At 50.8% G+C, this 13,203-nt stretch carries 9 protein-coding genes and 1 other annotated feature; of the genes, 2 read left to right on the plus strand and 7 right to left on the minus strand.

The window, feature by feature from the left end; genetic code table 11:
• The first annotated feature begins 139 nt into the window (after positions 1-139).
• The gene (locus EL645_RS07525) at positions 140-1,966 is read left to right on the plus strand and encodes a DUF2207 domain-containing protein (RefSeq protein WP_126549446.1); all 1,827 of its coding nucleotides are present in this window, start codon (positions 140-142) and stop codon (positions 1,964-1,966) included.
• A gap of 75 nt (positions 1,967-2,041) precedes the next feature.
• Here the strand turns inward: EL645_RS07525 and asd are convergent, their stop codons facing one another.
• The 4 genes from asd to metX all read right to left on the minus strand — a co-directional run bounded on the left by asd (position 2,042) and on the right by metX (position 7,292).
• Complete coding sequence (gene asd / locus EL645_RS07530) at positions 2,042-3,112, minus strand: aspartate-semialdehyde dehydrogenase (RefSeq protein ID WP_126549447.1); 1,071 nt, start codon at positions 3,110-3,112, stop codon at positions 2,042-2,044.
• Positions 3,113-3,227: 115 nt separating this feature from the next.
• Positions 3,228-4,709, minus strand: a complete 1,482-nt coding sequence (locus EL645_RS07535; RefSeq protein ID WP_126549448.1) for an aspartate kinase — start codon at positions 4,707-4,709, stop codon at positions 3,228-3,230.
• 91 nt (positions 4,710-4,800) lie between these two features.
• Entirely contained in the window at positions 4,801-6,129 is a 1,329-nt protein-coding gene (locus EL645_RS07540; protein ID WP_126549449.1) for a homocysteine synthase, read from the minus strand.
• A gap of 23 nt (positions 6,130-6,152) precedes the next feature.
• Positions 6,153-7,292 (minus strand): homoserine O-acetyltransferase MetX, encoded by a 1,140-nt coding sequence (gene metX / locus EL645_RS07545; protein WP_126549450.1) that lies wholly within the window; start codon positions 7,290-7,292, stop codon positions 6,153-6,155.
• Between the two features lie 44 nt (positions 7,293-7,336).
• Positions 7,337-7,638 (minus strand) — a binding site (T-box leader).
• Positions 7,639-8,208: 570 nt separating this feature from the next.
• On the opposite strand from metX, the gene EL645_RS07550 reads away from it, so the two are divergent.
• A complete protein-coding gene (locus EL645_RS07550) occupies positions 8,209-8,703 on the plus strand; it encodes a hypothetical protein (RefSeq protein WP_126549451.1) in 495 nt (164 codons plus the stop codon).
• A gap of 523 nt (positions 8,704-9,226) precedes the next feature.
• On the opposite strand, the gene EL645_RS07555 is transcribed toward EL645_RS07550, so the two are convergent.
• The 3 genes from EL645_RS07555 to EL645_RS07565 all read right to left on the minus strand — a co-directional run bounded on the left by EL645_RS07555 (position 9,227) and on the right by EL645_RS07565 (position 13,104).
• The gene (locus EL645_RS07555) at positions 9,227-10,186 is read right to left on the minus strand and encodes an aldo/keto reductase (protein WP_126549452.1); all 960 of its coding nucleotides are present in this window, start codon (positions 10,184-10,186) and stop codon (positions 9,227-9,229) included.
• 233 nt (positions 10,187-10,419) lie between these two features.
• Positions 10,420-11,589: a thiolase family protein gene (locus EL645_RS07560; protein WP_126549453.1), complete on the minus strand. Its 1,170-nt coding sequence runs from the start codon at positions 11,587-11,589 to the stop codon at positions 10,420-10,422.
• 171 nt (positions 11,590-11,760) lie between these two features.
• On the minus strand, positions 11,761-13,104 hold the full coding sequence (locus EL645_RS07565; protein ID WP_161977204.1) for an acyltransferase family protein: 1,344 nt from the start codon (positions 13,102-13,104) through the stop codon (positions 11,761-11,763).
• Positions 13,105-13,203 lie beyond the last annotated feature (99 nt).

The following is a 13,203-nucleotide window of genomic DNA, read 5'->3' on the forward strand; positions in this document are numbered from 1 at the left end:
AACAGCGTATTGGGATATTTCACATTTGAATCACTCATTATTATGACGTCGTAATATATTACGGTGCTATTTTTTATGTAGAATCAAATCAATGTTGATCTTTTATGCATATATGTTATAACGGATAAGGAGCGTTCCTATGATCCGCAGGCTTTGCAGCACAATTGCGCTGGTCTTACTACTCTTCATCGCCAGCACTCAAACATCACTGGCTGCGGCGGGTAAAGAGTATTCTGCAGATCTCTTTAATGCCACGATCAATGTTCAAAATAATGGCGACCTTTTGATCACTGAGGCGGTTACTTTCCGCTTTGTCGGGGGACCATTTAGTTTTGTATATCGAGAAATCCCAACCGATCATACAGATAACATTTCAATTGTCAGTGCCAGTATAGATGGCCATGCGATGGGTCAGGGCACGACTGCGGGCAACTATGAAGTGGGAAGTGGTAATCCACTCAAAGTTACCTGGCACTTGCAGCCACAAAGCGATACAGTCCATACCTTCCAGCTGACATATCAGGTTCAGGGTGCCATCCAGCAAACCCGGCAAGCTGATTTGCTCGATTGGAATGCGCTTCCAACCAACTATGCCTATAACATCAAAAAAGCCAGCGTGACGGTTAACTATCCTGCTCGCACCCACTTGATCAATGCACCAAGCGTCGTCCAGGGTCCAGCCACCATCACACAACCACTGACAGCGGGTAGCGTCACGTATAATGCCAGCGACCTGACTGATAACACCCCGATTGAAGTAGGCATGCAGTTTCAAGCAGGCAGTTTGATCCAGGCGGAACCGCAGTGGCAGCGCAATCAGCAAGAGGTTAGTACATTTTTAGGGCCTGGCTTGCTCGGTGCATTTGGGATAGCTATCCTGAGTATATTGGGGGCTATATTCTATCAGCGCAAACGGCAGCCACCAGTAGTCACTTCCGCTATTCAACCCGGTAGCATTACCACACCACCAGCTGATCTCTCACCAGCCGTGGCAGGGGCGCTGGTTACCTCGCCTATTCGTGGCAATGGCAGCTTTAACCAGGCGCTGGGAACCTTGCTTGATCTGGCCAATCGTGGTGTAGTAACTATCGTAGGAAATGAGAGTACAACGACACAAGCAGCCCGGACACCGGCTGATTTCAGTGTACAGCTACAATCGGTTCCCGAGCAACTCACCCCTTACGAGAACCTTTTGATCACCAACCTGTTTGGAGGGCCAGCGGAGGGTACACAACCCGTACCTTTTTCAGAGGTTTATACTAGCGTCCAGGCACGGCTAAAAGCGTTGGACGTTCCCATACGGGAAGAATTCCAACAACGAGGTCTGGTGGAAAGTACTTATGCCCCCGCGCATAAAAACCTCGGTCGGCTAAGTCTTCTCTTCTTTATTATCAGCCTGGTTGGTACATTGGCGACCTTAATTGTAGCCGCCAACTTATATGCGTGGCCCCTGGGCTTGATACCATTAGGTTTTCTCCCAGCATCATTCATTCTGCTGATAATGCGTGGCTCGCTGCGCTACTTCTCCCCTCAGGGCATACAGCTCATCAAGCAGTGCCAGGCCTTTGACAAATATCTGCATGCCCTGTTGCATGATAATCGAATGCGCAGTAGCGATATGGAGCAGAAGCAAGACATCTTTATGCGCTATCTTCCCTATGCCACCAGTTTTGGCTGGGGAAATCAATGGATACAAAACTTTGAGCAGCTCGGGGGTACTGCACTCCCCCCGTGGTTCCTGGCTTTTGGACAACACTCACCCAATGAACCAGATTATAGCAATGCAGCAAACTATAACTATAACCACAATCTGGCAACCATGATGATCATCACGAACTCGCACTCGTATCAACCTATCAACTATGGAGGTGGAAGTTCGGGCAACTTCAGCGGGGCTAGTTTTGGTGGTGGTAGTTTTGGTGGTGGTGCTGGCGCGGGCGGTGGTGGTGGCAGTGGTGCTGGCTAAAACTCGATCAGCATATGATTATAAGAAAGATGACCTGTCACGCACGGGTCATCTTTCTTTTTGCTGCTTGCAATGCTAGAGCAGGCCTTTGTTCACGCACCACTCAGCATTTAAGATCGAACCGCCAGCCGCGCCACGCACAGTATTGTGGCCCAACATTACAAATTTATAGCTGAAAAGCGGGCAGGGACGCAGGCGGCCCAGGGTGACAGTCATGCCATTGCCAGCATCGCGATCCCGCAAAGTCTGCGGGCGATCAATCTCACGCCGGTAGAGTAGGGCCCGTTCAGGCGCGCTGGGCAAGCGGGCAGCCTGCGACTCCGGCACATAATTCTCCCAGGCCGCGATAATCTCTTCGGGACTCGCCTGCCGCTCCAGCTGGATGCTAGCGCATTCGAGATGTCCCTCACGGGTCGCAACACGATTGCAGTGGGCGCTCACGACTAGTGGCGCATCGACGAATCCTTGTCCTTCCTGCCACTCGCCCAGCATCTTCAGCGTCTCACTCTCCACCTTCTCTTCCTCCCCACCGATATATGGGATAGCGTTATCCAAAATATCATAGGAAGGTAGGCCAGGATAGCCGGCACCCGAGATCGATTGCATGGTAGTAACCAGAACTTTACTGATGCCAAAAGCCTGCTGCAGTGGTTTGAGGGCCATCACCAGCGGCGTCGAGGAACAATTGGCATTGGTTACAATAAAACCGGACCAGCCACGCTGCTTCTGCTGCCGCGGAATGGCGGCGATATGGTCCGCATTGACCTCGGGGATCAACAAGGGCACATCAGCGCCCATGCGGTGGTTTTTGGCATTGCTGAAAACAGCCACGCCAGCCTGAGCAAACGCGACCTCGATCTCACCAGCTATCTCGCCGGGCAAGGCTGAAAAGACGACTTTCACCTGGGGCATCGCGTCAGGTCGACACGCGACCACCGGCAATTTCGCGGCTGAAGCAGGCATATCACTTCCCGATAAACGCCAGCCGGTAACCTCGGCATAAGGACGCCCATTGTGCTTATCCGAAGCCCCCAGGGCCACTAATTCAAACCAGGGATGTCCCTGTAGTAATTCAATAAAGCGCTGGCCTACCATGCCGGTCGCCCCCAGCACACCAACAGGTATCTTTTTATCTCGTGTCACCATAGGTTCGTTCTTCCACCGTCTCATACTAAAGGGGACGGGCCGCATGCGCGCGCAATCCCGTCCCTCTGCTTGCTATATTTCGCTGCTATTATATCGCCATTATATAGAGAATATATCAGGCTTTGCGCCGCGCCTCTTTACCGGTCGCAGGATGGCGCACCAGCGGAATCACCGGCGCGATCAGATCTCGATGCAGGCAACGCAGGGCCCGCTCGCTAGAACGGTCCTCAACAATTAAGGTAATGCCCTGCTCGGAAGCACCTTGAGACACAACCGGGATGCGCTCGCTGGCCAGGGCAGTAATGGCACGACCAGCACTCATCGGATCATTGGTAAAACCTGAACCAATACAGGCGCAGGCCGCCAGACCACGGCGCAGCGAGACAGACCAGAGCGAGGTATCCATATTATGCTGCAATAATGCTACCACCGTGTCAGCAGCTTTTTCATCTACCACGAAGGATAAATGATGACCGGAAGAAGAACAGATAGCCACGGGAGCAGCCCCTGCCTTGGCTGCCAGGGCAAAAACCTGTCCGGCATTCTCAGGAGCTCCAAAGAGATCGGTACTCTCCACCGTAATCAAGGCCAGGTTGCGTCGAATAGTGATCGCACCCGCCCCGCTCTGCGCATATCCTACCGGGCCAATGATCGTACCGCGAATATGCGGGCGGAAGGAATTACGAACACGGACAGGTATGTTGCGATGTGCAATAGGAATCAGGGTACGAGGGTGCAGCACCTTCGCTCCAAACCAGGAGAGGCGCGCTGCTTCCGCATACGATAGCTGTGGCAACAAGCGGGTGTTGGCAACCAGGCGCGGATCGGCCGTCAGCACACCATCAACGTCTGTGTAAATTGAAACATCCACGCAATCAAGGGCCGCGCCAATCACGGTCGCTGAATAATCAGATCCATTTCTTCCTAGAGTGGTAACAAATCCTGTAATGGTTCGTCCCATAAAGCCAGCGGCAATCGGCACAATACCAGCCTCAACCAATGGATGAATTAATACATGGGCATTCACCCGCGTCTCCTCAAGCAGAGGATCAGCACCTTCTACGACGCCAAAGGGCTGGGAGGGATCATGCGGAGGATGGCTGGTAATAATCACTTCTTTACGCACTGCTTCCGCCGGAGCACCATAGGTACGGGTAGCCGCAGCCACCAACAAAATAGAGAGCCGCTCACCCCACGAGGCTACCGTTGCCGTGCGCAGATGGACCATATCACCGCTAGCCGCTGCTTTGCGCAAGGTTTGCACATCTTCAGCCAGGCGTTCCAGCGCATGCTCTAACTCATCCAGTAAGCGCGCGCGCTCTTCACCAGCCTGGGTAACCTGGGCGGCCGCATCCAGATGCTTCTGGCGTAGCGCCACCAGCTCCTGGTCGCAGGACTCGCTCTCACCCGAGCAGGCAAAACGAGCAATACGCAATAACTGGTCTGTGACACCAGACATAGCCGAGACCACAATCACAGGAAAAGGGGTTGTTGGATCATTCAGAGTATCAGCAACAATGGACGCAACACGACGAATGCGTTCTCCACTTCCAACCGATGTACCACCAAATTTTAAGACACAGACAGATTGTTCCATTACACACCACCAACATTCATAACACGACTTCAGGGCAAGGCGCCAAAGCTCGTATGTGCGAGTTAACCACCAGGCCCTGAAGTTGGATTATCTACGCATTAAGAGCAACACCAACATCGGCTACCGCAGCCTTCAGAGCTTGATCCAGATCCTCAAGCAGATCATCAACCGTCTCCAATCCAATTGAGAGGCGGATAAAGTCAGGGGTAACACCCGTCTCCACCTGTTCCTCAGGCGTCAACTGAGCATGGGTGGTGCTGGCCGGATGGATAATCAAGGACTTCGCATCACCAACGTTAGCCAGGTGCGAGAACAGCTCAATATGGCGAATCAACTGTTTGCCAGCCTCCAGGCCACCCTTAATACCAAAGCCCAGGATCGCACCGAAGCCGCTATGGGTGAAGTATTTCTGTGCCAGTTCGTGCTGTGGATGGCTCTTCAGGCCAGGATAGGTAACCCAGCTCACAGCGGGATGCTGCTCCAGGAATTCTGCTACCCGCAGGGCATTCTGGCTGTGGCGCTCCATGCGCAACGGCAACGTCTCCAGACCTTGCAAGAAGAGCCAGGAGTTGAAAGGCGTGGTAGCTGGACCCAGGTCACGCAATAACTGGACGCGCGCCTTGATGATGTAAGCCAGCGGGCCCACAGCCTCTACATAGCGCACACCATGATACGAAGGATCAGGCTCGGTCAGGCTTGCGAAGCGACCACTGGCCGCCCAATCAAACTTGCCACCATCCACAATCACACCACCAATTGAAGTGCCATGACCACCGATAAACTTGGTCGCCGAGTGAACAACGATATCAGCACCATGCTTCAAAGGCTGCACCAGGTAAGGGGTAGGCAGGGTATTATCAATGATCAGGGGTAAGCCATGCTCATGGGCAATATCAGCTACCGCGCGAATATCGAGGGTATCCAGACGTGGATTGCCAAGCGTCTCCGCATAAATCGCCTTGGTGCGCTCATTGATGAGACCACGGAAATTCTCAGGATCGCGGCTATCCACAAAATGGACCTTAATGCCCAGCTTGGCGAAACTATAGTGGAACAGATTATAGGTACCACCATAGAGACTGGCCGACGAGATAATCTCATCGCCAGCGCCAGCGATATTGAGCAGAGCTAGCGTCTCAGCCGCCTGGCCTGAAGCCACCGCCAATGCCCCAACGCCACCTTCCAGCGCAGCAATGCGACGCTCAAAGGCATCCTGGGTAGGATTCATAATACGAGTATAAATATTACCAAATTGTTTTAAGGCAAATAAATTCGCCGCATGTTCAGGGCTATCAAAGACATAAGAAGAGGTTTGATAAATAGGAACAGCACGTGCACCAGTCGCACTATCAGCAGTTTCCTGTCCAGCATGCAAGGACAATGTTTCAAAACCATAGCTACGATTACTGTTTAATGCCATGAGATTTCTTTCTCCTTCTATAGTTAGAATTGACGAAGAGCGTCGGCCAGCTTGTCCCATTCTTTCAGGAACGCATCATGGCCATGCGGAGAATCCACCTCCACATAACGCGCATCGCCTCCAACAGCTTGCACTTTATCAGCCAGCCAGCGCACATGTGACGCTGGGAAGAGAAAATCTGAACGAATACCTACAAGTAATATTTGACTCTGAATGCGCCCAAGAGCCTCCTCAAGCGAGGCATAACCTTCACTGACATCATAAAGATCCATCGCCCGACTGATATAGAGATAACTATTAGCGTCAAAACGATGGGCTAATTGATCACCCTGATAGTAGAGATAGTTTTCAACATCGAAGCGGCCACCCATTTCAGGTGAAAAGGTTGGAGCGGTCACATGCTCACGCTGGGCCGGATTGCGCGAGAAGCGCAGTTCCATCGACTCCTCACTCTGGTAGGTAATCATCGCCAGCATACGTGCGATCGACAATCCAGTGGCGGGTCCCTGGCCAGGTAGATAATCACCACATTGCCAGGCCGCATCAGCCATAATCGACTGGCGTGCCACCTCATTAAAAGCAATCGCCTGGGCCGATACAGCCGCCGAAGCTGCAATCACAGCTACTTTTTCCACCAGGTTGGGATAGGTAACCGCCCATTCAAGGGCCTGCTGTCCCCCAATAGAACCACCGGCCACCATCGCCAGCCGCCGCACACCCAGATGCTTAACCAGCTTATACTGGGCACGCACCATATCGCGAATAGTGATAACAGGGAAACGCATACCATAAGGGCGACCGGTCAAAGGATTTTTTGAAGAAGGTCCGGTACTGCCGGAACAGCCACCAATGATATTGGAACAAATCACAAAGTAGCGCGCCGTATCAAAATATTTTCCAGGACCGATCAGAGGATTCCACCAGCCAGCCTTCGGATTCTCAGGATCTTCGACATCATGGGCATGCGAGCTACCGGTCAGAGCGTGCGTAATCAAAATCGCATTATCGCCCGTCTCATTTAGCTCGCCCCAGGTCTCATAAGACAGCGTCACCGGACCCAGACGTCCGCCTCGCTGCAACAAAAGCTGATCAAAAGTGAATGTCAACACTTCATTCTCTGTCTGCGTTTTCACTCGATTCACATATTCTAATTGCGCTACCATGCCATACTCCCTTCCTGGAAAAAGGAACAAAAAAACCCTCACCCTGCAGGGGCGAGGGGTAAACGTCTTCGCGGTACCACCCTGATCTATTGACACCTCACGGCATCAACCTTTACGAGTGTTATCCTGCCCGTGGCTCTTCCCCAAGCCATACCATCAACCAGCTAACGAGAATGAATAACACTACAGCTATAACGTAGCTCACGGCACAATCTACTACCTCGCAAAAGGGTTCAATCTGCAACTCAGAGGCCATATTCAATGCCGGTACGGCGCTGGTATCGCATCACCACCAACTCTCTGTAGCCGCCCATTCACATTTACTCTTCCTCTTCAACGCAATTCTATTTTTCAATTGTAAGGTACACCAGATTCCAGGAAACAGGTAACAAAAAAGCCCCACTCTAGGGGGGCCGCTACATTGCTGTTCCCCTCATCTTGCGGAACATGTTATCCATGTCCCACCGGAATTGGCACCCTGCTTGCTACATTGCAAAGCGGGTTGCGGCTTCACAGGCCGTATCTCCAATCACACTGCTTATAGTATGTTCTTTTGTTATTGCTTTGGTTTGAAGCAGTTCCTCACTCTACGTTATGAGTGCAGTTCTACTGCATTATTGTTGTTATTGCTTTGGTTTGAAATTCATATCGTAACGTTAGTGAGTAGTATACCCAAGCAAGTCCGGCGCTGTCAAGGGCACAACCATAACAGGGTGTCATTCACATTTGTGCAACGAGGAAGAAAAACGAAAAGGCTCGCGTAGGTGCTGGGCTTGCCCCAGCTTTGCCGCGAAGCGGCCCGCTCCCGGGCGCCCACGTTGCCCAAAGGCGTTTTCCTTTTCCCAAAAAACGGATGCTAAGACATTGGTGAGCCTGTCTGGTGATGCAACGCTCGTTGTGAAGGTGATGTTTGGAAATGAACACACGCGCCCGGGCACGGAGCCGCTTCGCGGCAAAGCTGGGGCAAGCCCAGCACCTACGTGAACATGCCCCTTTTTCTTGGCGCGTTTCTCTCCGCAAAAATATGAATGACACCCACCATAACAAAGGTGTGTACAAAGTACACATATCGGCAAATTTGCACAAAGTTCAGCCCCCCACGCAGCACTTCATCGATAGGAAAGATAAATGCGTATTAGAAATAAGCAATAGTAAATTCAGATGGAGTAAAAATATGCCATTTGGCCGAAAAAGAACCACAATTTTGCTCATCATACTTTGTGTAGTCCTATTCATTCTTTTAACATTGGTAGATCTACTCTTTGGTTGGACCTTACTAAAAGCATTAGAAGATGCGGCCGGGCGAACAATTATTACAACAGTGACTATAATAGTGTTTTTGGTGATCAGGCGAAGCATAAAAATAAGCAAATTGCGTCACAAAAAACAAGAGGGCACAAACAATCAGTGATAGCAATCTTTGATGAATGCCTGGATAGCGACATGTCTACAACTTGGTTGGTCAAACTGCACTACACAGGCAACCTGTTGTATTTTATACTTATATCTCATATTCATCACCAAAAATAGCTATATAAACGAGAGAATCTCTACACTATTTTCGTGTACAATAAAGTGTAGAAAAGTATATCCAACATAAGGATGTAAACAGGCAAATGGAGGGACTACCATGAACGATAAAATAGAGCAGGCGGCGAACAGGCCATGTCCCGAATGTGGAGGACAACGCGTGATCACAAAATATCAAACGTCTCAGTATAATATTATTTCAACCGGCATACTATCTGGCACAGTAGTTGTACCCGTAAGTTGTGTGGACTGTGGATACACCGCACTATACACAGATGAGCCAGATAAGGTCCGCAAACACTATTTAAAGCAATAAAACTCGCGCTGTATGAAAATAGACGATAACAGAGCACCTGGATAGATTACGATAATGAGAAGCATAAAGATCTCTGAGACTCTCTTGTTTAATCCCAGGAAGAGACCTGATTGAGGGCTGCGATCTGTTCGGGGGACAATGTTAAGTCAACAGCCTCCAGGCTGTGAAACAGCTGATCAGTGTTATTAGCCCCGGTGATGGGGGCGCTGATTACTGGCTGGGCCAGCAGCCAGGCCAGCGAGACAGCGGTTGGCGTGGTCTCAAGTTCCTGAGCAATACGCTGGACGACATCAACAGTGCGCCAGGCGGCTTCGAAGTTATAATTTCTGGCAATCGAGTTTGCACGCGCGCCCTGACTCTCTTCACCGGGTTTGTATTTACCGGTCAAAAAGCCACCCGCCAGTGAGCTATAAGGGATGACGCCGATCTGATACTGTTCACAGATCAATTTCAGCTCACTTTCAAACTCGGCACGATGCACCAGGTTATAATGTGGCTCTAAAACATCGTAGCGTACCGTATCGTGGACATCGGCGCTCCACAGACTCTCCATCAGTCTCCAGGCTGGATAATTTGAGGCGCCCACATAACGCACTTTGCCCATACGCTGTAGATCATCAAAAGCCTTCAAGGTCTCATCGATGGGGGTATCGGCATCGAAGGCATGGGCCAGGTAGAGATCAATATAATCAGTCTGTAAGCGGCGTAAGGAGGCGTCTACCCCCTCTAGAATATGTTTGCGCGAGAGCCCACGGCTATTGGGATCATCGCTCATTGGCTGGTATATCTTGGTGGATAAAATAATCTCACTGCGCTTATGGCGCGCTTGTAGCCAGCGGCCAATGATACTTTCAGATTCGCCACCCTCATTGCCTGGTATCCAACGTGAATAAAAATCGGCCGTATCTAGAAAATTACCACCCTTTTCGGCAAAGGCATCCATAACCTCAAAGGCAGCGCTTTCATTCGCCGTCCACCCCCATTGCATGGTCCCCAGGCATAGAGCTGAAACTTTCAGTCCGGTACGGCCCAATTTTCGATAGCGCATCGCTATATACCCTCTTTCCAGCAACCAGGCCACATGCATCTGATTCAATGCAGCCTGGACCAATCCAATTTGTTATCAATCTATGTTTCACGTAGCTACCCCTGCATTGGTTTCCCGCTACAACCGGTATGCCTCATCAATATTAGCCATTTCTGGTACATTCATACACTATCCCAAAACCTGGCATAAAAAAAGATGTGACTGTGGCTATCACAGTCACATCGTGTCAGCTACTAGTCGGTGATGCGTTCGATAATCGTTGCGTTGGCCATACCACCACCTTCACACATGGTTTGCAGGCCATAGCGTCCACCTTGTCGCTCCAACTCGTGTAAGAGCACTGTCATCAAACGCGCCCCGGATGCCCCCAGGGGATGGCCAATCGCAATGGCGCCACCATTGACATTGACCTTCTGCATGTCCGCTCCGGTTTCACGCTGCCAGGCCAGCACAACACTGGCAAAAGCCTCATTAATCTCAATCAAATCCATATCAGCCAACGTCAATCCGGCCTTTGCCAGCACCTTGTGGGTCGCAGGAATAGGAGCGGTTAACATAAAGATGGGATCATCGGCGGCCAGGGCAAAAGAGACGAAGCGGGCGCGAGGTCGCAATCCCAGTCTTTCGGCGGTAGCGCGCTCCATAATCAAAGTGGCGGCGGCCCCATCGCTGATCTGTGAGGAGTTGCCCGCCGTTACCACACCATCCGGCTTAAAGGCTGTTTTCAGGCTCGCCAGCTTCTCCAGACTGCTATCCACACGAATCCCCTCATCACGCTCAAATAATTGCCTGGCGCCCTCAGGGGATACGACCGGGACCGGTATCAGTTGCTCGGAGAAACGGCCATCGGCGGCGGCCTGGGCCGCCCGTCGATGGCTCTCCAGGCTAAACGTATCCAGGTCAGTGCGACTCAGCTCCCATTTCTGCGCGATCAGTTCAGCACTGATGCCCTGAGGTACCAGCTTGCCCTGATAGCGTTGCTCCATTCGTGAGCCAAACGGCAAGGCAACTCCCTGTACGCTTGAACCCATGGGGACGCGTGTCATCGATTCGACACCGCCCGCGATGGCAATATCATAAGCGCCACTGATAATTCCCTGAGCGGCAAAATGAATGGCCTGCTGACTGGAGCCGCATTGTCGATCGATAGTTGTACCAGGCACTGACTCAGGAAAACCCGCCGCCAGCACGGCATTGCGGGCGATGTTCTGGCTCTGCTCACCAACCTGGCTCACACAACCAACAATCACATCATCAATTAAGCTGGGGTCCACATGGGTACGCTCAACCAGGCTAGAGAGAACATGGGCCAACAGGTCAACTGGATGCCAATCTTTTAACTGGCCACCTCGGCGGCCAATTGGCGTCCGTACAGCTTCAACAATGACTGCTTCTCGCGCCATCGCGTTTCTCCTTCTCTATACTGCTCATAACCATCTTGCTGTCTTTGCACTTGTATTACTTGCTAAATATAGTAAGCCACATAGAGCCTTCACAAACAAGCGATCTCGATGAACTTATAGAACAGAAAAACAGTATAGCCCTGAGCGCATCCAGAGGCATGGTTGTTGCAACTAGCTGGCATATCTTCTGGCCAGACGACTCCCAAATTGTATACAGGGCTTCTCAATCAGTTGATACGAAGCAACAGCAATCGGCATTACGATCAAGATAAGCCATAACCAGTACGATAGATAGAGACCCACATGGCTAAACGCCGGAATTTGTGGCAAAATCTTATGATTGAAAAAATCCAGCAGGGGTAGATGCCACATATAGAGCCCATATGAGATAAAGCCAATCCAACATAATGGTCGCCAGGCAAATAGGCTCTGCACCCAGACAGGTCCAAAGAGGATCGCCATCATACAAGATCCATACCCAACCGCAATAATCATTTCATTGAGCCAGTTAAATTGTGGGGTCAATATATCCATAAAAGCGAAGATGGGCAATTGCATATGCAGCACATTGAAATGCCAGATGGCCGTAAAAAGCAATAAGGCCACACCACCGGCGCCGAGAAGCAGAGTAGCACGTCTAAATCGTTGACGAATAATTACGCCATTTTCCGCATGCCAGGCATAAGTATAACAGAGGCAGATAATCATACCAATGGCAAAATTTTCCAGGTATTTCCCTTGCACACCATAGAGAAAAATGAGAAGTGCCCTGCCAATCAACGATGTCTGGTGTTGGGCCAGAGATGAGTTTCCCAACAGGCGTAAAACTAAGCCCCAGACAATCACAAGTCCGCAGCAGCCCAGCATCACAAACAAGCGTTGTCCGGGCAGGGATGGCAAGCGCCTGGCGATCAGTAAAAAACCCAGCGCTAACAGGGGTAGCAGCATATAGAACTGCCATTCAATAGCTAACGTCCAGAAAGGTCCATTCAACTGCCGAAAGGTGGCTCGTGATGAATCCATAAAAAAAACAAGGAAGAGTGACAGCTGCTTCCACCTGTCTGGCTGCAAGTATTTCTGCTGAAAAATCAGCACAATTAGAAATAATGCCACGTAGTAGGCAGGAATAATACGTACGGCACGTTTCAGATAAAACTGGCGCGCAGAGGGCCAGCTAGCCTGAAACAATAAGGCCCGCGCATAAGGCAGAAATAGCAAAAAGCCGGAGAGGACAAAGAAGAGGGTTACTCCGGAACCTCCAAAAGTAGCCAGCGCGCTGGCGAAAGGATGATGTGGCAGGTCCCATAAATCATTGAGGGCCATCAAATTGATATGAAACGCCATGACAGCGATAATCGCACAGGCACGTACCCCGTCTAATACCGCGATGTTCTTTTTATGTTCACCTTTTAATATGCCTTCACCCTTTTCTTGTTGGGCTATCTTTGGGGTATGAGCCACTAAATTCATCTGCTCATCGTGGGATACTACAGCTGTGTGTTCTCTATCGTACAAAATACAACCTTTCTTTGCCTGATGTACTTCTTCAGCAAAGAGCACATCACTCCGCCATATTTTACAGGCTCCTGGCCTACCCACAAACGCCGAATGATT

It is taken from the genome of Dictyobacter kobayashii (assembly GCF_003967555.1).
In the GTDB taxonomy this organism is placed as follows: Bacteria; Chloroflexota; Ktedonobacteria; order Ktedonobacterales; family Ktedonobacteraceae; genus Dictyobacter; species Dictyobacter kobayashii.

Excerpts from the sequence above, each read along its gene's own strand:
- EL645_RS07555 (WP_126549452.1), bottom strand. The coding sequence starts at position 10,186 with ATGCGCTATCGAAAATTGGGCCGTACCGGACTGAAAGTTTCAGCTCTA.
- EL645_RS07540 (WP_126549449.1), bottom strand. The coding sequence starts at position 6,129 with ATGGCATTAAACAGTAATCGTAGCTATGGTTTTGAAACATTGTCCTTG.
- asd (WP_126549447.1), bottom strand. The coding sequence starts at position 3,112 with ATGGTGACACGAGATAAAAAGATACCTGTTGGTGTGCTGGGGGCGACC.
- EL645_RS07535 (WP_126549448.1), bottom strand. The coding sequence starts at position 4,709 with ATGGAACAATCTGTCTGTGTCTTAAAATTTGGTGGTACATCGGTTGGA.
- EL645_RS07550 (WP_126549451.1), top strand. The coding sequence starts at position 8,209 with ATGAACACACGCGCCCGGGCACGGAGCCGCTTCGCGGCAAAGCTGGGG.
- EL645_RS07560 (WP_126549453.1), bottom strand. The coding sequence starts at position 11,589 with ATGGCGCGAGAAGCAGTCATTGTTGAAGCTGTACGGACGCCAATTGGC.
- metX (WP_126549450.1), bottom strand. The coding sequence starts at position 7,292 with ATGGTAGCGCAATTAGAATATGTGAATCGAGTGAAAACGCAGACAGAG.
- EL645_RS07525 (WP_126549446.1), top strand. The coding sequence starts at position 140 with ATGATCCGCAGGCTTTGCAGCACAATTGCGCTGGTCTTACTACTCTTC.